This window comes from Microbacterium suwonense, assembly GCF_030296555.1.
GTDB lineage: Bacteria > Actinomycetota > Actinomycetes > Actinomycetales > Microbacteriaceae > Microbacterium > Microbacterium suwonense.
The window spans coordinates 333,905-360,539 of the sequence record NZ_AP027728.1 but is presented as its reverse complement, the minus strand read 5'-3'; the positions used below and the strand labels follow the sequence as shown (position 1 = coordinate 360,539).

At 69.4% G+C, this 26,635-nt stretch carries 24 protein-coding genes and 3 pseudogenes; 17 read left to right on the top strand and 10 right to left on the bottom strand.

Going from position 1 to position 26,635, the window contains the following annotated elements:
• Positions 1–12: 12 nt before the first annotated feature.
• From QUE33_RS01835 to QUE33_RS16335, 3 genes are read right to left on the bottom strand one after another with little or no spacing between them, the layout of a single operon-like run.
• Positions 13–1,578, bottom strand: coding sequence for a hypothetical protein (locus tag QUE33_RS01835; protein ID WP_286301585.1), 1,566 nt, complete (start codon positions 1,576–1,578; stop codon positions 13–15).
• Positions 1,554–1,985 carry an ATP-binding cassette domain-containing protein gene (locus tag QUE33_RS16340; protein WP_286301584.1) on the bottom strand — a complete coding sequence of 144 codons (432 nt, stop codon included), beginning with the start codon at positions 1,983–1,985 and terminating at the stop codon, positions 1,554–1,556. Before QUE33_RS16340 ends, QUE33_RS01835 begins: the two co-directional genes overlap by 25 nt.
• Positions 1,982–2,764: an ATP-binding cassette domain-containing protein gene (locus QUE33_RS16335; RefSeq protein ID WP_286301583.1), complete on the bottom strand. Its 783-nt coding sequence runs from the start codon at positions 2,762–2,764 to the stop codon at positions 1,982–1,984. The genes QUE33_RS16340 and QUE33_RS16335 overlap by 4 nt, the downstream gene beginning before the upstream one ends.
• 16 nt (positions 2,765–2,780) lie before the next feature.
• On the opposite strand from QUE33_RS16335, the gene QUE33_RS01820 reads away from it, so the two are divergent.
• The 9 genes from QUE33_RS01820 (at position 2,781) to QUE33_RS01780 (ending at position 10,958) form a co-directional block, all read left to right on the top strand.
• Complete coding sequence (locus QUE33_RS01820) at positions 2,781–3,671, top strand: hypothetical protein (RefSeq protein ID WP_286301581.1); 891 nt, start codon at positions 2,781–2,783, stop codon at positions 3,669–3,671.
• A gap of 25 nt (positions 3,672–3,696) precedes the next feature.
• On the top strand, positions 3,697–4,389 hold the full coding sequence (locus tag QUE33_RS01815) for a phosphocholine cytidylyltransferase family protein (protein WP_286301572.1): 693 nt from the start codon (positions 3,697–3,699) through the stop codon (positions 4,387–4,389).
• Positions 4,390–4,469: 80 nt separating this feature from the next.
• On the top strand, positions 4,470–5,402 hold the full coding sequence (locus tag QUE33_RS01810) for a hypothetical protein (protein ID WP_286301571.1): 933 nt from the start codon (positions 4,470–4,472) through the stop codon (positions 5,400–5,402).
• Between the two features lie 78 nt (positions 5,403–5,480).
• Positions 5,481–5,783 (top strand): hypothetical protein, encoded by a 303-nt coding sequence (locus QUE33_RS01805; protein ID WP_286301570.1) that lies wholly within the window; start codon positions 5,481–5,483, stop codon positions 5,781–5,783.
• Between the two features lie 118 nt (positions 5,784–5,901).
• Positions 5,902–7,566 carry an HNH endonuclease signature motif containing protein gene (locus QUE33_RS01800; protein WP_286301569.1) on the top strand — a complete coding sequence of 555 codons (1,665 nt, stop codon included), beginning with the start codon at positions 5,902–5,904 and terminating at the stop codon, positions 7,564–7,566.
• A 72-nt stretch (positions 7,567–7,638) separates the two neighbouring features.
• Entirely contained in the window at positions 7,639–8,190 is a 552-nt protein-coding gene (locus tag QUE33_RS01795; protein ID WP_286301568.1) for a hypothetical protein, read from the top strand.
• A gap of 256 nt (positions 8,191–8,446) precedes the next feature.
• On the top strand, positions 8,447–9,013 hold the full coding sequence (locus tag QUE33_RS01790) for a hypothetical protein (protein ID WP_286301567.1): 567 nt from the start codon (positions 8,447–8,449) through the stop codon (positions 9,011–9,013).
• A 63-nt stretch (positions 9,014–9,076) separates the two neighbouring features.
• On the top strand, positions 9,077–10,711 hold the full coding sequence (locus QUE33_RS01785) for an acyl-CoA carboxylase subunit beta (RefSeq protein WP_286301566.1): 1,635 nt from the start codon (positions 9,077–9,079) through the stop codon (positions 10,709–10,711).
• A gap of 13 nt (positions 10,712–10,724) precedes the next feature.
• A complete protein-coding gene (locus QUE33_RS01780; protein ID WP_286301565.1) occupies positions 10,725–10,958 on the top strand; it encodes an acyl-CoA carboxylase subunit epsilon in 234 nt (77 codons plus the stop codon).
• Positions 10,959–11,201: 243 nt separating this feature from the next.
• On the opposite strand, the gene QUE33_RS01775 is transcribed toward QUE33_RS01780, so the two are convergent.
• From QUE33_RS01775 to QUE33_RS01760, 4 genes and pseudogenes are all read right to left on the bottom strand, one after another.
• Positions 11,202–12,203: a hypothetical protein gene (locus QUE33_RS01775; protein ID WP_286301564.1), complete on the bottom strand. Its 1,002-nt coding sequence runs from the start codon at positions 12,201–12,203 to the stop codon at positions 11,202–11,204.
• On the bottom strand, positions 12,200–13,435 hold the full coding sequence (locus QUE33_RS01770; RefSeq protein WP_286301563.1) for a sensor histidine kinase: 1,236 nt from the start codon (positions 13,433–13,435) through the stop codon (positions 12,200–12,202). Before QUE33_RS01770 ends, QUE33_RS01775 begins: the two co-directional genes overlap by 4 nt.
• Entirely contained in the window at positions 13,425–14,087 is a 663-nt protein-coding gene (locus QUE33_RS01765; protein ID WP_286301562.1) for a response regulator transcription factor, read from the bottom strand. Before QUE33_RS01765 ends, QUE33_RS01770 begins: the two co-directional genes overlap by 11 nt.
• A gap of 94 nt (positions 14,088–14,181) precedes the next feature.
• Positions 14,182–15,401 (bottom strand): annotated as a pseudogene (locus QUE33_RS01760) (class I SAM-dependent RNA methyltransferase).
• Positions 15,402–15,435: 34 nt separating this feature from the next.
• Between QUE33_RS01760 and QUE33_RS01755 the strand changes: the two are divergent.
• Positions 15,436–16,083: a Maf family protein gene (locus tag QUE33_RS01755; RefSeq protein ID WP_286301561.1), complete on the top strand. Its 648-nt coding sequence runs from the start codon at positions 15,436–15,438 to the stop codon at positions 16,081–16,083.
• Between the two features lie 91 nt (positions 16,084–16,174).
• The gene (locus QUE33_RS01750) at positions 16,175–17,944 is read left to right on the top strand and encodes an acetyl/propionyl/methylcrotonyl-CoA carboxylase subunit alpha (protein ID WP_286301560.1); all 1,770 of its coding nucleotides are present in this window, start codon (positions 16,175–16,177) and stop codon (positions 17,942–17,944) included.
• Between the two features lie 33 nt (positions 17,945–17,977).
• On the opposite strand, the gene QUE33_RS01745 is transcribed toward QUE33_RS01750, so the two are convergent.
• A complete protein-coding gene (locus QUE33_RS01745) occupies positions 17,978–19,426 on the bottom strand; it encodes an NAD(P)H-quinone dehydrogenase (protein ID WP_286301559.1) in 1,449 nt (482 codons plus the stop codon).
• A 45-nt stretch (positions 19,427–19,471) separates the two neighbouring features.
• Between QUE33_RS01745 and QUE33_RS01740 the strand changes: the two genes are divergently transcribed.
• The 3 genes and pseudogenes from QUE33_RS01740 (at position 19,472) to QUE33_RS01730 (ending at position 22,266) form a co-directional block, all read left to right on the top strand.
• Positions 19,472–20,305, top strand: coding sequence for a purine-nucleoside phosphorylase (locus tag QUE33_RS01740; RefSeq protein WP_286301558.1), 834 nt, complete (start codon positions 19,472–19,474; stop codon positions 20,303–20,305).
• Positions 20,302–22,040, top strand: a pseudogene (locus QUE33_RS01735) (phospho-sugar mutase). Before QUE33_RS01740 ends, QUE33_RS01735 begins: the two are co-directional and overlap by 4 nt.
• Positions 22,000–22,266, top strand: coding sequence for an HPr family phosphocarrier protein (locus tag QUE33_RS01730; protein WP_286301557.1), 267 nt, complete (start codon positions 22,000–22,002; stop codon positions 22,264–22,266). Before QUE33_RS01735 ends, QUE33_RS01730 begins: the two are co-directional and overlap by 41 nt.
• A gap of 33 nt (positions 22,267–22,299) precedes the next feature.
• On the opposite strand, the gene QUE33_RS15945 is transcribed toward QUE33_RS01730, so the two are convergent.
• Together QUE33_RS15945 and QUE33_RS01725 are read right to left on the bottom strand one after the other, a co-directional pair.
• Positions 22,300–22,464, bottom strand: coding sequence for a hypothetical protein (locus tag QUE33_RS15945; RefSeq protein WP_350226489.1), 165 nt, complete (start codon positions 22,462–22,464; stop codon positions 22,300–22,302).
• A gap of 74 nt (positions 22,465–22,538) precedes the next feature.
• Positions 22,539–24,215: pseudogene (locus QUE33_RS01725) on the bottom strand (BglG family transcription antiterminator); the annotation flags it as partial.
• A 154-nt stretch (positions 24,216–24,369) separates the two neighbouring features.
• On the opposite strand from QUE33_RS01725, the gene QUE33_RS01720 reads away from it, so the two are divergent.
• From QUE33_RS01720 to ptsP, 3 genes are read left to right on the top strand one after another with little or no spacing between them, the layout of a single operon-like run.
• Complete coding sequence (locus QUE33_RS01720) at positions 24,370–24,693, top strand: PTS sugar transporter subunit IIB (protein WP_286301556.1); 324 nt, start codon at positions 24,370–24,372, stop codon at positions 24,691–24,693.
• Positions 24,690–24,968, top strand: coding sequence for an HPr family phosphocarrier protein (locus QUE33_RS01715; protein WP_286301555.1), 279 nt, complete (start codon positions 24,690–24,692; stop codon positions 24,966–24,968). Before QUE33_RS01720 ends, QUE33_RS01715 begins: the two co-directional genes overlap by 4 nt.
• The gene (gene ptsP, locus QUE33_RS01710) at positions 24,965–26,620 is read left to right on the top strand and encodes a phosphoenolpyruvate--protein phosphotransferase (RefSeq protein ID WP_286301554.1); all 1,656 of its coding nucleotides are present in this window, start codon (positions 24,965–24,967) and stop codon (positions 26,618–26,620) included. Before QUE33_RS01715 ends, ptsP begins: the two co-directional genes overlap by 4 nt.
• The last annotated feature ends 15 nt before the right edge of the window (positions 26,621–26,635 follow it).

The following is a 26,635-nucleotide window of genomic DNA, read 5'->3' as shown; positions in this document are numbered from 1 at the left end:
GGACCGCCCGGATCAGGTGGTCTCGACGAACTCCATCAGGCGCGCTCCGCGACGTTCGAAGATGGCTCCGCCGATCGCCGCACCGCCGATCAGCACCAGCACGCCGGTGATCACGCCGGTCCAGAAGGCGGCCGGCGCGTGCCGATCGCCGTCGACGACGGTGAGGACGAACAGCCACAGCGTCGGGATGCTGAACACCAGCGCTCCGATGAAGGTGCTCGCGGCTCCGAACGATCCGCGCGACGACGAGCGCTGCGGCTGCTGGAACGGGCTGTCGCCGGGTCGGGAGACCGCATACGGCGCGACGACGGAGGCGATGCTCGATATGCCCAGCCCGGTCAGCAGCAGTGCGGCCGCGACGCCGATCAGCGGCAGCAGCAGCTGCCAGTCGCCGATGAAGGCGAGCGTCAGCGACACGGCGATCGCGAGCACCGGGATCGAAACCAGAAGCACCGGGACGAGGCGTCCGAAGCGGTCGGGGATCCCGCGCACGCCGCTGGCGATGTGCATCCACAGCGCCGTCGAGTCATAGGCGACGTCGTTGTGCGGCAGCCATCCGAAGAACAGTGCCATCAGCGGCACCGGAACGAGTGCGGCGATCCACGGCGGCACCCCGGCGACCATCAGCGGCAGTACGGTGAGCACGCCGGCGATCGGCACGATCAGAATGTTCACGATGTACCGGCGGTCGCGCAGCCAGTACACCAGGCTGCGGGCGGCGATGGCGCCGAACGCGCCCGCGGGGAGCACTGAGAGCCATCCCAGGCTGGTGCGCTCGCGCGTGACATAGGGGCGCTCGGTGGTCGTCATCATCCGGTGCGCCAGGTACGCCCACAGCGCGAGCAGCGCGACCACCGATGCCAGGGCGATCAGCCCGCTGGCCCATGCCGCGCCCCGCTCGCCGGCGACGAGGTGGAAGACGAACGCCTGCGGGGCTGCGAGCGGGGTGAATCCCACCACCGCGGTCGCCGAGGCCACCACCGAGGGGACGTGGCCGTCCCATTGCACGGAGGAGAAGTACGCGGCGACCGGGAACGCGATGACGATGATCGGGATCGTCATCAGCACGGTGAGCTCACGGGAGCGGCGTTCGGGCAGGACGATGGCGCTGACGGCCATGCCGATGCGCGCGATGAGCGCCGTGGAGACCACGCTGACAAGTCCCGAGAGCACGGCGACCGGCCAGGCGAGACCAGCGGATATCGCGACGACGACGAAGCAGACGTGCACAGCGATCAGCGCGAAGCTCGGGATGCTGACCAGAGACGCCAGTGCGAGGATCCACGGCATCCGCTTCTCATCGACGCCGAACGGCGCGAATCGCCGTGGGTCGAGCTGATCCGCCGATCCGGTGAGCATCGGCGCGAGCAGGAACGCGAGGAACGCGGCCGCAGCGCTGAGGACGATGAGGGTGCGAGAGGTGGCCACGGGCGCGCTGCCCAGGCCGAGCACCGCGATGCAGACGGCTACCGTGACCGCGACGGTCACGAGCAGGCCGAGCACGCTGCGCACCAGGCGTTCCCGCCGGAAGGCGCCCGCGAGCAGCGCCAGTCTCAGTCGGAGAACGTGTGCAACCACTCGAGCCCCTCCACTTCGCCGCCGCTGCCGGAGAGCTCGACGAATCGGGCGGCCAGCGTCTGACCGGCGCGCACCTCGTCGACGGTCCCCTCGGCGAGCACCTCTCCGCTGACGATCACCGCGACCCGGGAACACACCTGCTCCACCAGATCCATGCCGTGACTGGAGAGGATCACGGTGCCGCCGTGGTCGACGTAGGCGCGCAGGATGTCGAGGATCACCCCCGACGAGACGGGATCGACGGCTTCGAAGGGCTCGTCGAGCACCAGCACGCGCGGGGAATGGATCAGCGCCCCGGCGAGCATGAGCTTCTTCGTCATGCCTGCCGAGTAGTCCGATACGACCCGGCCGAGCGCCTCGGTGAGGTCGAAGGCACGCGCGAGGTCGCCGATGCGCTTGTCGATCACAGGACGATCCAGCCCCGCAGCTGCCCGTAGTAGTGCAGCAGCTGACGGCCGGTGAGCCGGTCGAAAGTGCGCAGCCGGTCGGGCAGCACGCCCATCACACGCTTCGCGCCGAGCGGATTCGCGTGCTGGTCGATGCCGCTGATGTGCACCGTTCCTGCATCCGGACGCAGCAGTCCGGCGATGATCGAGAGAGTGGTGGTCTTGCCCGCGCCGTTGGGTCCGACCAGCCCGTAGAACGAGCCGGCGGGCACCGTCAGATCGATGCCGTCGACGGCACGGGAGTCACCGAAGCGCTTCACGAGCCCACGGATGCGGATGGCATCGGCCGCACCGGCGTCGGCGGGGGTGCCGGTGGTGGGCACGTCGGTGACGGGCACAGCGGTGACGACCGTCTCGGCTGCGGGGTCAGCGGGCTCCGCAGCCGAGACCGGTTCGGGTGCGGTGTCGGGTTCGGGTGCGCTGTCGAGTTCGGGTGCGGTGTCGAGTTCGGGTGCGGTGTCGAGTTCGGGTGCGGTGTCGACGGAGGCCGATGCGGTACTCGCCGCGGTCGTATCGTCGGTCACTGCGGCCCCACGAGACGAGCGGGCTTCCTCAGAAGCAGGGGCGCTGTCCGAGGCGGCTGTCGCGCGGCGCGCGGAGACGGCGTCTTCGGCATCCGTCGACTCAGTGCCGACTGCCGGCGCGTCAGCGCCGACTGCGGGGACAAAGGTGATGATGGACGGATCGGATGCCGCCGGCCGAGCGACATCGGCTCCTGAAGCGGGCTCCCCGCTCGTCACCTTCGACTCGGAGCCCTTGGCCGGGCCGGTCTTCTTCGCCGCCGCGGTGGACGTGGCCGCCGAGTTCTTGGCTGCGGTGGCCTTCTTGGTGGGTGCGGACTTCTTGGTCGGCGTGGTCGCAGTCTTCGACGTGGACGCCGAAGCGCGCGACTTCAAGGCGGCGGTCTTGGACGTCGCCGAGGTAGAGCTCGTGGCCTTCTTCGCCGCAGTCGCCGTCTTCTTCGCCGCAGTCGTGGTCTTCTTCGACGGGGTCGTGGTCGACGCGCCCTTCTTCACCGCAGCTGCCTTCGCGGCGGCGGTCTTCGCCTCGGACGCCTTCGCCGTCTCTTTGGCCTCGGCACGAGCAGCAGCGGCCTTCTTCGCGGCGGCGGTCTTCGCTGCGGTCGTAGCGGCCGTCCGTTTGGCTGCCGCGGACTTCGACGCAGCAGTGGTCGATGCCGCCTTCTTCGCCGCGGCAGTCCCCGCCGCTGCGCTCTTGGCCGGCGTGCTCTTGGCCGTCTTCTTGACCGGTGTGCTCTTAACCGTCTTTTTGGCAACCGTGCTCTGGGATGTTCCCTGGGAGGCAGCGGTCTTCGCCGCCGCCTTCTTCGTCGTGCTCGCCGCCGCCTTCTTCGCCGCCGCGGGCGTGTCAGGATCCGCCGCGTTCCCTGAGAGAGGTATCGATGCGGTCATCTCCGGAGTCGAGAGAAGCGGTCACGGGTACTACGGTATCAAGCGTGCGCAACCGTTCTGGCGCCGTCCGACACATGCGGAAAACCGCCGGTTCCGCGGCAGCCGGGATCCTGTGCATCACGTGTGCGAACGGTCACGAAACGGCAACGTCACCGACCTGAACGGGGGTCTCTCAGGTGCGATCAGTAGCATGTTCCTGGCACGAAGAGGTGTCCTGTCGATGAATCGGCAGTGAACACAGCCTCTTTTTAGGAGAAAACGTGACTCTTCAGACCGTGATCCTCGCCGCCGGTATGGGCTCACGCCTCGGCCGCGCCCTGCCGAAGCCGCTCACCGAGTTGAGCGATGGCCGCAGCATCATGCAGCAGCAGCACGACAACATCCGTGCCGCGTTCGGCACCGACGCCCGCATCACCACCGTCGTCGGCTACCGCGCCGAGACCATCATCGAGGCCTTCCCGGCAGCGAAGTACGTGCACAACGAGCGCTACGACGTCACCAACACGTCGAAGAGCCTGCTGCGAGCGCTGAGCGCGACCGGCAGGAGCGGAGTGCTCTGGATGAACGGCGATGTGGTCTTCGACCCGCGCATCCTTGGCCGTGCCATCGAGTTCATCGAGCGCGACCAGTCGTTCGTCACCGTGAACACCGCCAAGGTCAGCGACGAAGAGGTCAAGTACACCGTCACCGCCGAGGGCTTCATCAAGGAGCTCTCCAAGACCGTCAAGGGCGGGCTCGGCGAGGCTGTGGGCATCAACTACATCGCCTCCGCCGACAAGAAGGCGTTCATGCGCCAGCTGCAGCGGGTCGGCGACCAGGACTACTTCGAGCGCGGTCTCGAGCTGGCGATCGCCGAGGACGGCCTGCTGCTCGAGCCCATGGACGTCTCCGACCTGTACGCCGTCGAGGTCGACTTCGCCGAGGACCTGGAGCGCGCGAACCTGTTCGTGTGATCCGCCCTCCTCTCCCGATAGCCGTCTCCCCCGGGGGCGGCTATCGGCGTTCTCGCGGATGCCGCGCATAGGATCACGGCATGCCAGAGAAGATCCACAGGCTGTACGTCCTTCCGGACGATGCGCCGGCGCCTGTGCCGTCGGCGTGGCAGCAGCGCTCCTTCTCGGGTCGCAGCCTCGACCGGGTGCTCGCGGTGCAGCGGCCGCTGGTCGTGGCTCACATCCGCAGCATCCGTCTGTGCCATCCGCACGCGACGCCGCACGATATCGTCGGCATCCTCCAGACCCGCTATCTTGCCGCCGTGACCACCGGCGGCGCCGCAGTCGGCGCGACCGCCGTGGTACCCGGGATCGGCACCGGCGTCACTCTGGCGCTGTCGGGTGCGGAGACCCTCGGCTTCATGGAGTCGACTGCGCTGTTCGCTCAGTCCGTCGCCGAGGTGCACGGCATCGCGGTCAGCGATCCGGAGCGCGCGCGGGCACTTGTGATGGCGCTGATGCTCGGCAAGGAGGGCATCGACCTGGTCTCGCAGCTGGCGAAGCAGGCGGCAGGCAAGGGAGGGACCCGCTCGTCGTACTGGGGCGAGCTGGTCACGAAGTCGCTCCCGCGCGCGGCGGTGGGGCCTCTGGTGGATCGGCTGAAGACGGCATTCATCCGCCAGTTCGCTGCGCGTGGCGGAGCATCGTTTCTGGGAAAGGCGCTGCCGTTCGGCGTCGGCGCGGTCGTCGGCGGGGCGGGTAACCATCTGCTCGGACGGCGCGTGCTGAGCAACTCCCGTCGCGCGTTCGGCGCCGCTCCCCCGTGGCTGCCGCCCGAACTGGAGCCCGAGGCGGGAAGCGAGAAGCTCGAGCGACGGATGCTGGACGGTGCACGCCGGCTCGGAGCAGGCGTCACGTCCCGACTGGGCAGACGAGGCAGGCGAGCGGATGCCGAGGGCAGCTCGGCATCCGGATCGTCCGCTGAGATCGTCGTGACTCCCGCGCCCGACTCGCCCTCCACATCAGCCGGCTGACAGCGACTTCTGCACAGGTCAGGTGAACCGCGTCGTCAGGGGCGTTCCGGCGTCGGCGGAAGTTCTTAGCGTGGCGGAATGCTGCATTCTCTCGACACGAGCCCTCCGCCGCCGACCGCGTACTGCGTGCCGTGGGTGGTGACCCGAAAGGATCGCGCGCATCCCATGGTGATGAACGCCGGCAAGGAGCCCGTGGACTTCGTCAAGGTGCTGCGCAGCGACGCGGACGACGGCCGGCTCGTGGAGCTGTGGGGTCAGGTTCTGCCGAGCGAGACGATCGAACTGTGTCTGTGCGACGGTGATCTCGACGAACTCGTCGTCACGATCGCCTGGTTCCGGCAGCACGACGGACTCGAGTACGTCTGGCGGTTCGTCGTGTGATGCTGTTCCGCTCCGATGCTCAACCCCGTCGTTGAGCGGGCGCAACCGTGACGAGACACGCCCGTGATTCTTCACCACAACACTTCCGTTATTCGAATCTTTGTACTAGACTGGGGGCATGTCCACCGCACTGATCTCCCGGCTTGAAGAGCAGGGTGCCCTGCTGGACGAGTGGATCAGAACACGTCGGCAGATCGCCGCTCTCGAGGCGCACGCGTCGGAGCTGCTCGCACGGCGGGTGACGCTGATGGATGCCGACGTGGCGGAGGCGCCGATGCATCGGGACGCCATCTGGCGGTCGATGATCGCGGAGTACTCTGCCGCAGGGCGGATCGCGAAAGGGTCGCTCGAGCATGCCTTCGCCGACGCGCACCTGCTGTCCGAGTCCTTCCCCACGCTGAAAGCGTCGTTCCGGGCAGGAGAGATCAGCGCCGGGCACGTGCGAGAGATCCTGCGCGCCTCCTCCGAAGTGACGCGGGGAGTGTCCGACGGGGCCCTCCCCGCCGACACGCTGACCCTGTACGAGGCCGGTGCGCTGGAGTTCGCGGCCCGCGAGGCACCGGCCCGCACCCGTGCACACGTACGAGAACTCGCTGCCGCACTGGCCGGACTCACCATTGCCGACCGCCATCGAGTCGCCGCCGCGGAACGCGAGGTGAACATCCGCCCGATCGGCGACGGACTCGCCCTGCTCCAAGCCGTCCTCCCCGAACACCTCGCCGTGGCGATCATGGATCGCCTGACCCGGATGGCCCGCCACCAGAAACAGCACCCCGACCACCGCACCCCCACCCTCCCCGACGATGAGCGGGATGCCGAGAGTCAGGGGCCCGACGCTGAGGGCGATGGGAGAGGCGCCCGCGCCGACGATGCCGGTGCTGACGCCAACGGGGCGATCTTCGGAGCCGATACGTTCACCCGCGACCCCTTCCCCGACGAAGTCGATGCGGATGCGGAGTCGGCCGCGTACTGGGAACACATCGAGAAGATGATCGCCACCGGGCCGCAGGTCACCCGCATCCCGGCCGACACCCGCTCCCTCGACCAGATCCGCGCCGATCTGCTCACCGACCTTCTTCTCGGAGCTTCTCCTACGACCGTGCAGGGCACCGGCCTGGAGAACATCACCGCGCACCTCCAGGTGACCGTCTCCCGCAGCACCCTCACCGACGCAGACGACCTTCCTGCCCTTCTCGATGGCCACGGCCCCATCCACCCCGATGTCGCTCGCGCCCTCGCCAGCGGTGCCACCAGCTGGAGCCGTCTGTTCCTCGATCCGACCGGGCTCGTCACCGAAACCGACGCCTACACCCCTACCGCCGCCATGCGTCGTCATCTGCGGGCCCGAGACCAGCACTGCCGCTTCCCCGGATGCCGCATGCCCGTCCACCGCTGCGACACCGACCACACCTTCGACCACGCCAAGGGCGGCAGAACGGCGCTGAACAATCTCGCCCATCTCTGCAGAACCCATCATGCGCTGAAGCATCCCGATGTTCCGGATGCTCATCGCTGGTCCGCCCGGCGCTCCCCGACTGGACCCTCGAATGGACCAGCCCCACCGGCAGGATCCACCAGGACCGGCCGCCCCGACGGGTCATGTTCGTACCCGTGGAACCAGGGCCGGCAGGATCGGACACACCACCACCCGGCAAGACCGCACGCCAAATGGCTCCCCACGACATCGACGCACCCTTCTGAGATCAAGGGCACCAGTGCGTCTCCTGCGAGGCGCGCGCATGCACTTCTTCAACTGATCAGCTTCAGCTCTGGTTCGGACTGATCACGTTGCCGCCGATATCGATCCTGTGGATAACTTCTGCGGCGGTGATCGCGTTCGCGTTACCGTAGCCGGGTGACTTCTGCGACCGCCTCCGTCCGTGCCATCGGCGCGCTCTCCGCTGGGCTGCTCGCGCTCGGGACGCTGGCGGCCTGCACGCCCGAGCCGAAGCCCACGCCGACGAAGACCGCGCTGTTCTCGTCGGACGAGGATGCTTTCAAGGCCGCGGAAGAGACGTATCGGGCGTATACGGATGCGTTGAATGACGTCGACACAGGGGATCCAAAAACCTTCGAACCCGTGATGTATTGGGCTTCGGGCCAAGCCTCGACTGCACTGAAAAAGTCACTGAGCGAACTCCACGCCGAGAATGTCTCTCTAGTAGGAGATACCGAGATTGTCACAGTCACCGGAATTGCTACTGATACAAATGCAGGAACCGTCTCCTTACATATATGCGCAGACGTCTCGAACACCGACGTCATCGACTCAAAAGGTGCATCGCTGATTCCTGAAGGGCGTGCGCCCGTTCAGTCATTGCTCGTCGACTTCAACGCAGCAGATACGTCCACCGGGCTGCGCGTGATCAGCACGACCGGAGATGAGAGCAGGACATGCTCCCAATAGTTTTTCTCCTCATCTTCGGCGGCGTCGGAGACGCGCCAGTTCAATGCCCGATTCCCACTATGACTTGCTCCGGACAGAACAACGGAGAAGGAGTCCAGATCAGCGGGGAGAAGACGATCCCGGGATCTCAGGCCGACCAGCCCACAAGGCACTCCGAGTCTTCCCCTCCACCCCGAACGCTCCCACCGCGAACATCGACGTCACACCGAAGCCACCGAGGCCGCCGAAGCCGACGCATCCGTTCGACAGCCGCTGCGTGGAGTGGACCAGCCTCGACGAATGCCTGCGGCTGACCCCCAAGGACGCCGAACCGAGTGACGAAGACGGCACGCCCGCCACCCCCACGTTCACGATCACCGACCTCGCATCCTTCGCTCCGGCACCGAGCATCCTCACCGGCGAACCCGACAACCTCGGCGTCGCCGGGCTCCCGACCAACTTCACCGCAGACGCGGGCGTGCACACCCGCAACGGCACCCTGTTCGGCTATGCGATCGCCGCACGATTCACCCCGGCATCCTTCACCTTCCACTACGGCGACGGGCAGACGCACACCACGACCACCGCCGGACGCAGCTGGCAGGATCTCAACCTCGCTCAGTTCACTCCAACCGACACGAGCCACACCTATCAGGAGCGCGGCACCTACCAGGCGCATGTCGACACCACCTACACCGCCGAGATCGACCTCGGCGCCGGCTGGTTCCGAATCAGCGGCACCCTCACACTTCCCGGCCCCGCCCAGGAGATCCGCATCTACGAGGCCCGCACCGCCCTGGTCGCGCACACCTGCACCGAGGCGCCGACCGCACCCGGCTGCTGACCACGCCACCGCGCAGTCACGTGAGCATCCGCATCTGCCAAGGGATTCCCGAATCCGTTGTGCATGGCATCCAACGGCGCAACGACCGCCGACGCTAGGGTGGAATCCGTGACGGACACCCCTGACCTCTCGACCACGGCCGCGAAGATCGCGGACCTTCGCGCGCGTTTCGACGAAGCCGTCGTCCAGCCGGAGAAGATCGCCCAGCAGAAGCAGCACGCCAAGGGCAAGATGACCGCCCGCGAGCGCATCGAGCTTCTCGTCGACAACGGCAGTTTCGTCGAGTTCGACGAATACGTGCGCCACCGCACCACCGCTTTCGGCATGGACCGCAACCGCCCGTACGGCGACTCCGTCGTCACCGGCATCGGCACCATCCACGGCCGCACCGTCGCCGTCTACTCGCAGGACTTCACCACCTTCGGCGGCTCACTCGGCGAGGTGTCCGGCGACAAGATCATCAAGATCATGGAGTTCGCCCTCACCAGCGGCATGCCCGTCGTCGGCATCCTCGACTCCGGCGGCGCCCGCATCCAGGAGGGCGTGCTGGCACTGAGCAAGTACGGCGAGATCTTCAAGATGAACACCCGCTCCTCGGGCGTCATCCCCCAGATCTCCATCATCATGGGTCCGGCCGCCGGTGGCGCCGTGTACGGCCCCGCCCTCACCGATTTCGTGATCATGGTCGACAAGACCAGCCAGATGTTCGTCACCGGACCCGACGTCATCAAGACGGTCACCGGCGAGGACGTCGGCATGGAGGAACTCGGCGGCGCCTACACGCACAACACCCGCTCCGGCGTCGCGCACTACCTGGCATCCGACGAGGACGACGCCCTCGACTACGCCCGCACCCTGCTCAGCTTCCTCCCCGACAACAACATGGCGGAGCTGCCCGGATACGCCGCCGACTTCGACTGGGAGACGACGGATGCCGATCAGCGCCTGAACACGATCATCCCCGACTCCCCCAACCAGCCCTACGACATCCACACCGTGATCGAGCACGTCGTCGACGAGGGCGACTTCCTCGAAGTGCAGCCGCTGTTCGCCCCGAACATCGTGATCGGCTTCGGCCGGATCGAGGGGCGCTCTGTGGGCATCATCGCCAACCAGCCCTCCCAGATGGCCGGAACCCTCAACATCGAGGCCGGCGAGAAGGCCAGCCGCTTCGTGCGCTTCTGCGACTCCTTCTCGATCCCGATCGTCACGCTCGTCGACGTGCCCGGCTACCTGCCCGGCACCGACCAGGAGTGGACGGGCGTGATCCGCCGCGGTGCGAAGCTGATCTACGCCTATGCCGAGGCCACCGTCCCCCTCGTGACGGTGATCCTGCGCAAGGCCTACGGCGGCGCCTACATCGTGATGGGCTCCAAGCAGCTCGGCGCCGACGTGAACCTGGCCTGGCCGACGGCGGAGATCGCCGTGATGGGCGGCCAGGGCGCGGTGAACATCCTGTACCGCGGCGAGATCAAGAAGGCCGAGGAGAACGGCGAAGACGTCGCCGCGGTGCGCACCCGCCTGGCCAATGAGTACACCTACAGCGTCACCTCGCCGTTCCTGGCGGCTGAGCGCGGTGAGATCGACGGCGTCATCGAGCCGGCGAACACCCGCGTAGCCATCGCCAAGGCGCTGCGCGCGCTGAAGGGCAAGCGTGCCGACCTGCCGCCCAAGAAGCACGGGAACATCCCGCTGTGAACGGCAGAGCATCATGAACACCGCAGCGAGCGCCGGGTCGGACGAGACGCCGCGCATCGAGATCGTGCGGGGAACCGCCAGCGAGGAAGAGCTCGCCGCCCTCATCGCCGTCGTCAGCGACGCCTATCTGCACGAGACAGAGGAGGCCGTGGCCGAGGAGCCGCGCGTCTCAGTCTGGGAGCGCACGCAGCGCGGACTGCGCAAGCCGCTGCGCCGCGACATCCCTTGGGGCCGGTTCTCGGGCTGAACTCCGATTTGTCCCCCGAAATACCTACAGACAGACCGCTTGACGCGCGCCAGACTTGTATCAACGCTTCGCGTTAGGCGGCTGCTCTGTCCCAGGGTAGACAGACGCAATCACCGCCTCCAGCGGACAGTTTTCGGGTAACTGCTCCGCCACTGGCGAGGGGCGGGCGGCTTCGCCGCCCCTCGCCCACTCTCTCCGAGCGATCCGCCGTCCGAGAGAGCGGGCCCGTCCGAGCGAGCGGGCTCACTCGCGGGTGCGACGGATCTCGTGCCAGAGATCGACCGCATCGTCGTCGTGCGCGCCTCCGGCAGCCCGGCCGACCACGGTCACCGCGACCTGATCGTCACGTCCTGCCCGGATGATCACCCGGTTCGATCGTGCGCTGGCCACCACGCTCGCCAGCTCGTCGCGGATCTCATCGAGCCGCGCATCATCGGTGCCCTCCAGCCCGCCTTCATCGAAGACGGTGACGACGGCACCGTGCCTCCTGGCATCCGAGATCGCCTGACGCACCGCATCGTTCAGCAGGATTCCGCCGCGCAACTCGTCGCGCATCGTCCCCTCGGCGAGTCTCGCCTCCAGCTTCTCCTGCTCGTTCAGATGGCCGTGCGACGCCACCGTGCGCGTGAGCACCGGGCCCGCAATGGCCAGTGCACGCTGCGCGCGCACCCGCCGCTCGCGCTGCCGCACCACCTGGGTTGCATGCCACGCCGACACCGCCTGCTGGGCATCCGCAAGCTTCTCGGTGTCGCGCACCGCGCGCTCCCAGAAGATCACCAGCAGCTGCGCCACCACCACCCAGGTGATCGAGCCGACCAGTCCCAGCGTGAACGCATCCACGATTCCCATGTAGGCGGAGGCCGACACGATCAGCGCCCCCAGCGCGACCCAACCGCACACGGCGTGCCGGCGCACGATGCACACCACCGCGAGCAGACCGACCGCGCCGATGTACCAGGTCGCGAACGGCGCGCCGCGCATCTCCCGCTCGAGGGCCAGGCTCGCCAGGGTGGGTACCACGGCACTGGAGATCAGCGCCAGCACCGCCGCGCCCATCGGCATCCGCACCCCGTCCGCCGACGACGCGAGCACGGCGGTCAGCACAGCGGCGAGATAGAGCACGATCGCGGCGACCAGCAGCAGCGGCACGGCGGGCTGCTCGGTCCACCAGATGGCGCGGGCGGCGAAGTACAGCGCGAAGCCCAGCGCGAGCGCGGTGGTCATGCTGCGCACGGAGCGTCTCATGACTTCTCCCAGCTCAACTCGACGGTGGTGCCGTTCTCGTCCGAGGTGATCCGGGATCTTCCGGCGATCGCGGCCATACGGGCGATGATCGACGCCCGGATGCCGAGCCGATCCTCGCCGATGGCATCCGGATCGAAACCGGGGCCGGCATCCAGCACGGTGAGCGTGAGCTGATTCGGCGCGTGCGACTCCGCGACGACGTGCAACCCCCGGCCGGCGGCGTGCGCGAGCGCGTTGCCGATCGCCTGCCGGGCGGCCAGCACCATCGCCCGTGCCACCCGGCCGGGCAGTTCGACGGGCGTGCCGCGCTCCTCGACCACGGCATCCGCGCCCTGCTCCGACAACGTGCGGCGCAGCTCGGCGACGATATGGGTCCGCTCGACCGGCTCGTCACTGCCCTCATGCGCGATCGATGCCTCGGTGTTGGCCAGCCGGGTCAGCGCCTCCCGCGCCATGCCCACCGCCAGGGTGCGTTCGCGCTCGCTGGCGGCGCGCTCGGCGGCGATGAGCGCCGCCAGCACGCTGTCGTGCATGAGCGCACCCATCGCGACGCGCTCCTCTTCAGCGGCCGAGGCCGCGGCCGCAGCCGTATAGGCCTCCACCGTCTTCGCCCGAGCGTCGTCCACACCGGCCGCCACCTGGCGGAACATCCACGCCAGCGACACGATCACCATCCCGAGGATGATCGTGAACGACACATCGAAGCCGGTGGCGACCCAGAAACTCCGCGAGAACTCGCCCTGGGTCAGACGCACGAAGCCGTAGATCAGCGGAAGACCGAGCGCCCAGGCGAACTGTAGTCGCGGTGGGAACGCCAGCACCGCCGCGACCACGCCGATGTTCACCAGGAAGAAGATCCATGGCTGGTCGGAGGGCACGTTGCGCGTGCTGTCGACCACCGCCGGCCACAGCAGCAGCGCCAGCGCGTAGACGACCGCGAACGTGCCGCTCACCCGCCTGACCCAGCGCCCGACCGCACATGCGACGATCATCCACAGCAGCGGACCGAACACCACCAGCATCAGCGTCAGATGCAGCCAGTCCGGGCGGGTCAGCGTGGTCACAGCACTCAGCAGCGCCTGGGCGCCAAGCGCCGTCGAGCCGATCGCGCCCACGATCGCCAGGATCCGGTCGATGCGCTGACCCGTGAACCGGCCCAGCCCCACCCCCACATCGCCCGGGGTGGGAAGGCTCGTCCAAGCGTCCTGCAGGCTTCGCGCCTCAGCCGACACTCGTCAGCCCCTCCGGGGCAACGATGCCGTCCTCGACCGCACGGCGCAGAAGATCGACTTTCGTGGGGGCGGGACGGCCGACCTCGACGTATTTCACCCGGATGCGGGTGACGTTCTCCTTGGCTGTGGAGTACGCCACGCCCAGGCGCTCGGCCACGGCCTTCAGCGGCAACCCCGTCGCGTACAGTCGCAGCACCTCGCGCTCCCGGCTGGACAGCTGGGCATCCGCGAAGTCGCGGTCGCCGTCCACGGCGCTGGCCCACTCCACGTTGTTCAGCGCCTCGCCGCGGGCGACCGTGCTGATCGCCTCGAGCACATCATCCAGCGCGGACGATTTGCTGACCACCCCCGCCGCCCCCGCCACGAGCGCCTCTCGCACTGCGGCAGGCCGATCGGCCACGCTGTGGATGACCACACTGGCGCCGTCGGCGACCAGGGTGGCGACGTTCTCGGTCACCGTGGTGCCGTCGCCGAGCGTCAGATCCAGCACCACGACATCGACGGGACGGGAACCGGATGCCGATCGCCAGGCCAGATACTCCTTGACGGTGGCACCCGAGAACACGACCTCCTGCGCACCGTCGCGCAGACAGGCGGCTTCGAGTCCCAGACGAACCGACTCATGGTCGTCGATGAGGGCGACGGTGCTCATGCCGCCAGCCTACTCAGTGCCGGAGCATGCACTCAGCCAGTGTCGGCGCATGACCCCGGCGCATGACCTCGGCGCATGACCTCAGCACATGACCTCAGCGCGTGAGCAGCGCGACGGTCTCGAAGTGGTGCGAGTGCGGGAACAGATCGAACGCCTGCAGCGATGCGGCCTGCCAGCCGAGCTCCCGGAACGTCCCGAGATCCCTGGCCAACGCGACCGGATCGCAGGCGACGTAGACCACAGCCTCGGGATCGAGTGCATGGATCGACTCCACCACCACTCGCCCCGCCCCTGCCCGCGGCGGATCCAGCACCACCGCGCCGGCCCTGGTCCCCTCCGGCAGCCCGGACAGGAAGCGGTCCACGCGGCCGGTGACGGCCTGCGCGTCGAACTCCGCCAGGTTCGCGGCGGCATGCTCGGTCGCCCGCCGGTCGGACTCCACGGTCACGATGTCCCGTGCTCCCTGCTCGCCGAGCGTGGCGGCGAACAGCCCCACCCCGCCGTACAGGTCGAAATGGGTCGCATCCGGATCGAGCCGGCCCCCAGCGCCTCGCCGACCGCCCGATGCAGCGCGTCGGCCGCCTGCGGATGCACCTGCCAGAAGCCACCGGCGTCCACACGGAAGCGCCGCCCACCGGCGAACTCGAACACCGTCTGGGGCTTGCCGCGACGCGCACCCTCCGGCCGCGGCAGCACGCGCACACGACCATCCCCTGGCTCGACCAGGTCGACCCGGCCCGGCTTCTGCGGGCGCAGCGCGAAGGCGGCCTCCGCCACGGCGGGACGCGCCAGCGGCAGGCTCGCGACGTCGATCACACGGTGACTGCGCGCCGCGTACGGGCCTACCCGCCCGTCCGCGTCCACGTGCAGCGAGACCCGGGTGCGCCAGCCGGTGCCGTCGCTCCTGGTCTGCGCCGAGTCCGTCACAGCGTCGACGGCCTGCACCTCGGGCGCCTCGATGCCCGGCCCGGCGAACTTGTCCAGCGCCTCCTGCAGCACCCTGCGCTTGAGCACGCGCTGCGCGCCGAGAATGATGTGGCCGAGATCCGCACCGCCCACGCGATCCTCGGGAGCGCGGGAGATGTCGGCTTCGGCCCACACATGCGCGCGGCGATGCGGAGACGCCTCCAGCACCTCCAATGCCTCGGCGCGCCAGAACGAGGCCTTGCCCGCATCCGTGATCCGCACCCGCACGCGCTCACCGGGGATCGCATCGGGCACGAAGACCACCCGCCCCTCGTGCCGGGCGATGAAGGTGCCGCCGTGAGCGATCCCGGTGATGTCGAGATCGAGGATGGGCTGTGAGGAGGTCATCCTGCCAGGATCGCACACCGGATAGCGTTGATTCATGCGCGTCTGCCTGGCATCCACCTCCCCCGCCCGCCTCATGCTGCTGCGGCAGGCGGGCATCGAGCCGCTCACCCTCGCCCCCGAGGTCGACGAGGATGCCGAGGCCGCGTCCGCCGCAGCCGACCGCGATGCGCCGCTGAGCCCCGGGGAGCTGGTGCTGCTGCTGGCCAGGGCCAAGGCCGCCGATGTGGTGCGACGGCTGCCGGAGCAGCATCCGGACTTCGACGGGATCGTGATCGGCGGCGACTCGATGTTCGCGCTGGACGGTGAGATCTACGGCAAGCCGTACACGCCCGAGGCCGCCCGCGCTCGCTGGGAGCGGATGCGAGGCGCCACCGGCGTGCTGCACTCGGGCCATTCGGTGTTCCGCGTGCGCCCCGGCGCCGATCCCGTCGAGGCGACCGCAGTCGCCGAGGCATCGGTCACCTTCGCAGCCGACGTGACGGATGCCGAGATCGATGCCTACGTCGCCAGCGAGGAGCCGCTCTTCGTCGCCGGAGCCTTCACCGTCGACAGCCTGGGCGGCGCGTTCATCACCCGGGTGGAGGGTGACCCTTCCACCGTGGTCGGCATGTCGCTGTCGACGCTGCGGATGCTGGCAGGCGAGCTCGGGGTGGTCTGGACGCAGCTGTGGACGGCGCGCTGACCCCGATCCGTGCAGTCGCGACCACGCATCGGCCGATTTCTTGTGGAGAGTCGTCAAAAGGATCGGCCCGACACTCGCTAGGCTGAAACCCATGCCCGATATCGCCAAGGTCCTGATCGCAAACCGCGGCGAGATCGCCGTACGCATCATCCGCGCAGCCCGGGACTCCGGGATCTCCTCCGTCGCCGTATACGCCGACCAGGATCGCGATGCCATGCACGCACGGCTGGCCGACGAGGCCTACGCACTCGACGGGGCCACCAGCGCCGACACGTACCTGCAGATCGACAAGATCCTCTCCGTCGCCCGGCGCTCCGGCGCCGATGCCGTGCACCCCGGCTACGGGTTCCTGGCTGAGAACGCCGGGTTCGCCCGAGCGGTGATCGGCGCCGGCATGATCTGGATCGGCCCCTCTCCCGAGGCGATCGAGTCCCTGGGCGACAAGGTGACCGCCCGTCACGTCGCCGAGAAGGTCGGCGCGCCGCTGGCCCCGGGAACGCCGGGTCCGGTCGAGACCGCCGAGGAGGTCGTCGCCTTCGCGAAGGAGGTCGGCCTGCCCATCGCGATCAAGGCCGCCTACGGCGGTGGCGGGCGCGGACTGAAAGTGGCCCGCGAGCTCGACGAGGTCGCCGAGCTGTTCGAGTCGGCCACCCGCGAGGCCGTGGCGGCCTTCGGCCGCGGCGAGTGCTTCGTGGAGAAGTACCTCGACAAACCGCGTCACGTCGAGACCCAGTGCCTGGCAGATGCCGAGGGCAACGTCGTCGTCATCTCCACGCGCGACTGCTCGCTGCAGCGCCGCCACCAGAAGCTCGTCGAGGAGGCGCCGGCGCCGTTCCTGACCGACGAGCAGAACGCACAGCTGTACAGCGCGTCGAAGGCCATCCTCAAGGAGGTCGGCTACGTGGGCGCCGGAACCTGCGAGTTCCTGATCGGTGCGGACGGTACCGTGTCCTTCCTGGAGGTGAACACCCGCCTGCAGGTCGAGCATCCGGTCTCCGAGGAGGTCACCGGCATCGACCTGGTACGTGAGCAGTTCCGCATCGCCGCCGGCGGCATCATCGACTACGACGATCCGACCCCGCAGGGACACTCCTTCGAGTTCCGCATCAACGGCGAGGATCCGGGGCGCGGGTTCCTGCCGCAGCCGGGGCCCATCAAGGTGTTCAAGACCTTCGGCGGACCGGGTGTGCGCCTGGACTCCGGGGTCACCGCCGGGGATACCGTTTCCGGCGCCTTCGACTCGCTGCTGGCGAAGATCATCGTCTCCGGGCGCGACCGCGCCGAGGCGCTGGAGCGCGCCCGACGCGCCCTCGACGAGTTCGAGGTGGCCGGCATGCCCACCGTGCTGCCCTTCCACCGCAAGGTGGTGCGCGATCCCGCGTTCACCGCCGAGGATGGCCGCTTCGGCGTGTACACGCGCTGGATCGAGACGGAGTTCGTCAACGACATCCCGGCCTGGGACGGCGAGCTCGACGACCCGGCCCCGGCGCCGGGTCGGCACACCGTCGTCGTCGAGGTCTCCGGCCGTCGTCTCGAGGTGAGCCTGCCCGACCGGGTGACCGCGCCGATCGCCGGGACCGCGGGCCGTCCGGCCGCCGTGCCGCCGTCTCGTCGCACCCACGCCAGCACGGCCAACTCCGGCGCATCCGGTGACGCGGTCAAGTCGCCCATGCAGGCGACCATCATCAAGATCGCCGTCGAAGAGGGCCAGCAGGTCGTCAAGGGCGACCTGGTCGTGGTGCTCGAGGCGATGAAGATGGAGCAGCCGCTGCAGGCGCACAAGGACGGCACCGTCGGCAACATCAGCGCCGCCGCCGGCACCACGGTCTCGGCCGGGCACCAGCTGCTCACGATCAGCTGATCCCGGGGCCGACCCCGGTCACGACCAGCGGCCTCAGGAGATGTTCACCATGTGCATCGCCCGGGTGGCGTCGGTGATGCTCGTGGACAGCGACGGGTACGCGGCGAACACCCGCGAGACCTGGTCGACGTTCAGCCGGCGCTCCACGGCGATCGCCAGCGGGTAGATCAGCTCCGACGCCTTGGGCGCCACGATCACGCCGCCGATCACTGTGCCCGACCCCTTGCGGGCGATCACCTTCACGAAGCCGTCCTTGATGCCCATCATCTTCGCGCGCGGGTTCGCCGCCAGCGGCAGCTTGTAGGCGATGCCGTCGGCCGCACCGCTCTCGATGTCCTGCTCAGAGAAGCCCACCGTCGCGATCTCGGGTGCGGTGAAGATGTTCGCGGTGATCTTGCGCTGCTCGAGCGGGATGACGATGTCGCCGAGCGCGTGGAACACGGCGGTGCGGCCCTGCATGGACGCGACGGATGCCAGCGGGAAGAAGTTCGTGCAGTCCCCCACCGCATACACGTTGGGCACCGAGGTGCGCGCCACGCGGTTGACCCGCACATGCCCCGACTCGTTCAGCTCGATCCCGGCCTCCTCCAGGCCGATGCCTGCGGTGTTCGGCACCGAGCCCACCGCCATCAGGCAGTGGCTGCCATCGACCGTGCGGCCGTCGGCGAGAGTGACGGTCACTCCGGCATCCGTGCGCTCCACCTTCTCGGCACGCGCCTTGGAGAGCACCTGCATGCCGCCACGGGTGAACACCTGCTCGAGCACCTTCGCCGCGTCGCCGTCCTCACCGGGCAGCACCTGGTCGCGGCTGGAGACGAGGGTGACCTTGGCACCGAGGTTCATGTAGGCCGATGCGAACTCCGCACCGGTGACGCCTGAACCCACCACGATGAGATGCTCGGGCAGCGCCTTCATGTCGTACAGCTGCGTCCAGGTGAGGATGCGGTCGCCGTCCGGCTTGGCGGCGTCGAGCTCACGAGGAGACGCGCCCACCGACACGACCACGGTGTCGGCCTCGACCCGGTCGAAGTCGGTGCCGCCGGGGCCGGTCGAGACGACGATCGCGTTCGGCCCCTCCAGCCGGCCCTGCCCCGACAGGATGCGCACCCCCGCCTCGAGCAGCGTGGCCCGCATGTCCTCGGACTGCTGACCGGCCAGTGCCAGCAGTCGCTTGTTGACGGCGGCCAGGTTGATGGCGATCTCCGGCTTGAGCGGCTTTCCGTGCGCGCCCTTGGCGTAGAACTGCACGCCCAGATCACTTGCCTCCGAGATCGCGACGGCGGCGTCGGCCGTGGCGATCAGGCTCTTGGACGGCACCACGTCGGTGAGCACGGCGGATCCGCCCACTCCGAGGCGTTCGACAAGGGTCACCTCGGCACCCAGCTGTGCGGCGGCCAGGGCGGCTTCATACCCGCCGGGGCCGCCACCGAGGACGGCCACGCTCTGCCGATTCGCGAAGGAAGTCTGAGACATGGTCTCCATTCTTCCGTACTGGCAGTGCGCGACGCACATTCCTAGAGTGGACTCATGCAAGACACTCTCACGCACCCCCTCGACGCGCCGGATGCGAGTCCGTTCGACGTCGCCGCCCAGGCCGCTGACGACATCGCGCGCCTCACCGGGGTCGCCCGCCACGACATCGCCCTCACCCTCGGCTCCGGCTGGGGCAAGGCCGCAGAGCTCATCGGCGAGACCGTCGCCACGATCCCGGCCACCGAGGTCACCGGGTTCTCCCGGCCGGCTCTGGAAGGCCACGTGGGCACGCTGCGCAGCATCCGCGCCCGGGACGGGCGGAACGTGCTCGTGATCGGCGCACGCACGCACTACTACGAGGGCCACGGCGTGCGCCGCGTCGTGCACAGTGTGCGCACCGCGGCCGCCACGGGGGCGAAGATCATGGTGCTCACCAACGGCGCAGGCGGCGTGCGCGAGAGCTGGAAGCCCGGTCAGCCCGTGCTGATCAGCGACCACATCAACCTCACCGCCGACTCGCCGCTGGAGGGCGCCACCTTCATCGACCTGACCGATCTGTACTCGGCTCGCCTACGCGAGATCGCGCGCAGCGTCGACCCCACCCTCGATGAGGGCGTGTACACCCAATTCCGCGGCCCGCACTATGAGACCCCTGCCGAGGTGCAGATGGCGAAAGCCATCGGCGGCGACATCGTCGGCATGTCGACGGCGCTGGAGGCGATCGCCGCCCGCGAGGCCGGCATGCAGGTCCTCGGCTTCTCGCTGATCACGAACCTGGCCGCCGGCATCCAGAAGACCCCGCTCAGCCACGGCGAGGTCATCGAGGCGGGCAGGGCCGCCGAACCGGTGATCTCCGCGCTGCTCGCCCGTGTGATCGAGGCGCTGTGAGCACCGCGACCGAGGAGCGGCTCGCGCAGGCGCGGGCCTGGCTCCGGCAGGACCCGGATGCCGAGACCCGCGACGAGCTGGCGGGGCTGATCACCCGCGCGGCCGCCGGCGAGGCAGCGGCGCTCGCAGATCTCGACGACCGCTTCTGCACCCGTCTGGCGTTCGGAACCGCAGGCCTGCGCGGAGCGCTGGGCGCAGGCAGCAACCGCATGAACCGGGTGCTCGTCGCGCAGGCAGCCGCCGGTTTTGCCGGCTATCTGCTGCAGCGCGTCTCCGGCACGCCCACCGTCGTGGTGGGCTACGACGGGCGTCGCAATTCACGGCGCTTCGCACTGGACTCCGCCGAGCTGTTCGCCGGTGCCGGGCTGCGCACCATCCTGCTGCCCCGGCTGCTGCCCACCCCCGTGCTGGCGTTCGCAGTGCGGCACCTCGGCGCAGACGCCGGGGTGATGGTCACGGCGAGCCACAACCCGCCGAACGACAACGGCTACAAGGTGTACCTCGGCGGTGCGGACGCCGGCTCGCAGATCGTCTCCCCCGCCGACGCGGACATCGCCGGACACATCCAGCGCGTCGCGGATGCCGGGGACGTCGGTCTGCTGCCTCGCTCGACAGCGTACGAGATCGCCGGGGAGGAGCTCGTGGACGCGTACGTCGCGGCCACCGCCGCGGTCGCTCCCGCGCCGTTCGGCGTACAGGAGATGCGCTGGGTCTACACGGCCATGCACGGTGTCGGCTGGGAGACCTTCTCGCGCGTCGTCAAGAGCGCAGGCTACCCCGCACCGCGAGTGGTCGACGAGCAGCGCGACCCCGATCCCGCCTTCCGCACAGTCTCATTCCCGAACCCCGAGGAACCCGGCGCGATGGATCTCGCCTTCGCCCGCGCCCGTGCTGTGGATGCGGAGTTCATCATCGCCAACGACCCCGATGCCGACCGGCTCGCCGTCGCCGTCCCCGACGCCGGCGCTGACGGCGGCTGGCGGCGGCTGACCGGCAATGAGGTCGGACTGCTGCTGGGCTGGCGGGCCGCGAAGGCGGTCAAGAGCGCACGGGCTGAGCAGGACGGGCAGGGCGCACCGGGCGCATCGCTGGCCTGCTCGCTGGTCTCCTCCCCGGGCTCGCGGCCGTCGCCGCCGCCTACGGACTGGACTTCCACGAGACCCTCACCGGCTTCAAATGGATCTCCCGCGCCCCGGAGATCGCGTTCGGCTTCGAAGAGGCGCTGGGCTATCTGGTGAACCCGCAGACCGTGCGCGACAAGGACGGCATCTCGGCCGCGGTCGCGATGCTGGGCCTGGCCGCCGACGCCCGCGTGCGCGGAACCACGATCACCGGGCTGCTCGATGAGCTCGGTGCCGAGATCGGGCATTTCGCCAGCGGCCAGGTGTCCGTCCGAGTCGACGACCTGTCGATCATCGCCGGCACGATGACATCGCTGCGCGCACAGCCGCCGGCGTCGTTCGGCGCCCGGGCGATCACCGTCGTCGACGACCTGTCCCGCAGCGATTCCGGCCGGCCCGCAGGGGATGTGCTGCGCTACGCCCTGACGGACGGGTCGCGCGTGGTCGTGCGCCCCAGCGGCACCGAGCCGAAGCTGAAGATCTACCTCGATGCCAGAGGCGCGACCGCCGCCGAGGCGAAGGCCGCGGTGGCGGAGCTGGAGGCCGCGGTGCGGGAGCTCCTCGCGGAGCGGGATGACGATGCTGCGCAGGCGGGTCACGGTCGGCGTCGATGACGGCGCCCACGCGCGCCCGGTCGCCGAGCTGGCCCGTCTGGCGCAGGCGCATGATTCGCCCGTGCTGCTCTCCACCCGCTCGGGCGAATCCGCCGAGGTGACCAGTGTGCTGGCCGTGATGGATCTGGCGATCGGCGTCGGTGACGAGGTGGTCTTCGAGGTTGCGGACTCTCCCCGTGCCGGCGCGCTGCTGGACGCTCTGGAGGCTGTGCTGAGGCCCAGCTGAGCCCCGGGATGAGCCGCCGCCGGTCTGCAGGAGTCAGCCGTCGATGACGGCCACCAGCTCATCCAGGAAGGCGTCGAACCCGCTCGCGCGGCGCACGATGCGCTGTACGCTGTCGCGCTCGCTGAACACCTCGACCAGTTGCTCGAACACGGTCTGGAACGCATCCCGATCGCTCTCGCTGAACGCGGCGAGCGCCACGACCTGGACCCGGCCGTCCCCCAGGCCACCGATCCGTCGGCGATGCCGATAGCGATGGCCGTGCGCTGCGCTGTCATCTGCAGCGCGTGCGGCACTGCCAGGGCATCCGTGAACGCGGTCGATGACATCCGCTCCCGCACGATGGTGTTCTCGATGTAGTCCTCGCCGATCAGGCCTGCCGTCGTCAGCATCCCGCCCAGCCGGCGGATGATCGCCTCCTCGCCGGCATCCGGCACCGGCACGAGGAAGGCATCGGCCGAGAAGTACCGCTGCAGCTCCTCACGCAGCCTGCTCAGCCGGCGCGCACGGCGGATGCGTGCGGCGGCCTGCTGCACGCGCTCGATGTCCGCCTCGGCGAGGAACGGGGTGATGCGCACCACGCGCTCGTCGGCGCCCGCCGCGGGGATCGTGCTGAGGACGAGGTCGGTGTCGAGCGAGCTCCAGTCGGGATCGACGCTGGTGTCCACTCGCACGACCTCGATCAGCCGGCCCAGGGATCTGTCGACGCTGGAGCGCAGCAGATCCTGCAGCTCGCGATAGCCGGGGCAGACGATGGTGGCGGTGAGAATGGCATCCGCCGCCCTGCTGCGCTCGAGCCGCCCTCCCACGTGCATGGCGATGTAGGCGATCTCGTCCTCCTGCAGCGGCACACCGAGCCGGTCGTGCAGCCCGCTGGCGATCGAGACCGCGACGTCGAAGATCATCGGATAGGACGATTTCAGCGACTGGGTGAGCGGATTGCGGGTCCAGGCCTGCTCCTTCGACCGCCGCAGCAGGTTCTGCACGTGCAGCGCGAGCCGCACGATGAAGGCGTCGTCGACGAGGTCGACCTGGTAGTCACGGGACGCCTGCTCGATCTCAGCGCGAACCGCTCGCTCGACCTCCGGGTCGGCGAGATGCGGAGCGTGTGCCCGCCGCTGCTCGCCGGGGGTGACCACACGGGTGAGCACGAGGTTCGCCAGATGCTCGCGGTCGCCGTCTCCGAGCGCGACGCCGAAGTGCCGCTGCGCGAGCGCGGCGATCGCCTCGCCGACGGCGGCGACGGAGTCGTCGGGGGCTTCGGCACGTTCGGCGAGCGGGCGACCTGCCGCCACACGCTCGGCGGCGATGGTGATGTGCAGCAGCACGTCGCTGATCGCGAGCTCGTTGACGTAGAAGCCCAGCTCGCCCAGGTCGCGCACGAGCCCTGCCTTGAACGGCCCCACCTGACCGGCAGGCACGGTCCCGGGGGCGAGTGCGCGCTGCAGCGCGTCCGGCCGCAGCGGTCCGGCATCCATCTCGTCCTGCGCGAGCCTGCTGAGCAGGCGCCGCAGCGAGGGCTCGTCGCCGCGCAGCCGCACCTGATCACGGTCGCGCTCCAGCACGACCTGCCCGCCCTCGAGCAGGGTGCGCACCCGGGCGAGATCGTTCTCGAGGGTCGTCTCGCTGACGTGCATCGTCAGCGCCGTGTCATGGAAGTCGATGCCGTCGGCCCGGTCGACCAGTGCGCGGATGAGACCGTGCAGCCGCGCTCGGGGAGTGCTCTGGGCATCCGGCGCGCCCGCCGCATCGGCCGCGCCCGCGCCGGCGCGGTAGCCGGCGGGCCCCGACTCGACGGCCTCCCCGCCGGGGGTGCGAGCGTTCAGCGCCGCGACGTAGGAGCGGATGCTGCGCGGAGTCACCCCGAGCTGGTCGGCGAGCCCCGCGGCAGTCACCCAGGAATCCTCCCGCCTGAGTACGGCGAGCAGCTGGTCCTGACGTCGACGCGACATCCACCCGCCTTTCTCGCCGTTGATTCCCCGCGTCTCCATGATGCCAGCAGCCGGGCGTCTGCGGCGTCGCATCCGCCATTCCGCAGGGGCGGAAAGAAGTCTGCTGGAAGAACGCTGAGAGCCGGGGCGACACTGGAGGCGGAAAGGGAGATCGATGCGGATTCTCGTGGTGTGCGGTGCGGGGGCGTCCAGCACCTTCGTCGCGCAGCGACTGGCACGTGCCGCGGCGAACGCAGGCCTGCCCTGGACCGCCGAAGCAGGCACCGAACGTGCGGCGCTGTCGGCCGTGGGCGTCGATCTGGTGCTCGTCGGGCCGCATCTGGCCACTCACGCGGACGGCATCCGCACCACCCTCGATGACCGCTCCCCCGTCGTCGTCCTGCCCGGCGACGTCACCACGGACTTCGATGGCAGCAGAACGCTGCAGTTCGTACGCGACGCGATGGCCGCGCCGCAAGACCGGAAGGACATCCCATGACCGCCTCGTCCCGCACTGTCCGCGTCGGCTCCTCTCACGGGCTGCACGCTCGCCCCGCGAAGCTGTTCGCGCAGACGGCGAAGGACGCCGGCATCCCGGTGACCATCGCGAAGGACTCCGGCAAGCCGGTGAACGCCGCCAGCATTCTGGCCGTCGTGGCACTCGGCATCGACTTCGGCGACCACGTCGTGCTCACCGCCGATGGCGAGAACGCCGAGGCCGTGCTCGACACGCTCACCGAAGTGCTGACCACCGACCACGACGAGACAGCATGAGCACCCTGCGCGGAGTGGGGATCGGGCAGGGCATCGCCACCGGTCCCGTGGTCAGGATGGCGCAGGCGCTGCCGGAACCCGTCAAGCAGGACAGCGAAGCCGGCGCGGATGCCGAGCGCAGCCGCGTGCGCGAGGCCGTCTCCGCGGTCGCTGCCGACCTGCAGCAGCGCGCCGATGCCGCCGGCGGCGCCGCCCAGGAGGTGCTGGAGGCTCAGGCGATGATCGCCGAGGATCCCACGCTCATGGATGAGATCGACGCCCGCATCGACGAGGGGACGACAGCGGAGTGGGCCGTCTTCGATGCCTTCGCCGGCTTCCGTGCGACCCTCGAGGCCGTCGGCGGCTACCTCGGCGAGCGCGCCGCCGACCTCGAGGACATCGCCCAGCGGGTGCTCGCGCACCTGGCGGGGGTCGCAGCTCCCGGCGTGCCCGATCCCGGGCATCCGTTCGTGCTGGTCGCCAGCGACCTCGCGCCCGCCGACACCGCGCTGCTCAAGCTCGACCAGGTGCTGGCGCTGATCACCTCCGACGGCGGCCCCACCTCGCACACGGCGATCCTCGCCCGCGAGAAGGGCATCGTCGCCGTCGTCGGCGCCGCCGACGCCCTCTCGCTCACCGATGGGACGACGGTGGTCGTGGATGCCGCGACCGGCACCGTGAACGATTCCCCGACCGAGGACGAGCTCGCAGCGGTCGCCGAGCGCATCGCCGCACGGGAGGCCGAGGAGGCCGGTCCGGTCACTCCGGGGACGCTCGCCGACGGCACGCCGATCAGTCTGCTGGCCAACCTCGGCAAGCCCTCCGATGCGGCCGACGCAGTGGCGCGCGGCGCGGAGGGCGTGGGCCTGTTCCGCACGGAATTCCTGTTCCTCTCCTCCGCGCAGGCGCCCACCATCGAGCAGCAGCGCACCGCGTATGCCGAGCTGCTCGGGGCGTTCGAGGGCAAGAAGGTCGTGGTGCGACTGCTCGATGCCGGCGCCGACAAGCCCCTGGCGTTCCTCAACGACGCGCACGAGGAGAACCCGGCCCTCGGCCTGCGCGGACTTCGCGCGCTGCGCGCCAGCGAAGACATCCTGCGCGAGCAGCTCACCGCGCTCGCAGAAGCGGATGCCGCCACCTCTGCCGACCTGTGGGTCATGGCGCCCATGGTGACCACCGTCGAGGAGACGGCGTACTTCACCACCCTCGCGCGCGAATACGGACTGCGCACGGCCGGAGTGATGGTGGAGGTCCCTGCCAGTGCTCTGCTGGCCGACCGCGTTCTCGCGCACGCCGACTTCGCCTCGATCGGCACCAACGATCTCACGCAGTACACGATGGCCGCCGACCGCCTGCTCGGCTCGGTGGCCTCGTTCCAGGATCCATGGCATCCTGCGGTGCTGCGGCTGGTGCGCGAGGTCGGTGCGGCCGGCGCCCGCACGGGCAAACCGGTCGGCATCTGCGGCGAAGCAGCGGCCGACCCGCTGCTGGCGGTCGTGCTCGTCGGCCTGGGCGCGAACAGCCTGTCGATGGCGCCGGCGGCCCTGGCCGATGTGCGCCGCTCGATCGGGCAGCACAGCCTCGAAGACGCCCGGCGCATCGCCGAGGCCGCCCTCGATGCGGATGACGCAGCCGGCGCACGCGAGGCCGCTCGAACCGCAGCGCAGAAATAGTCCCCCCACCCACCC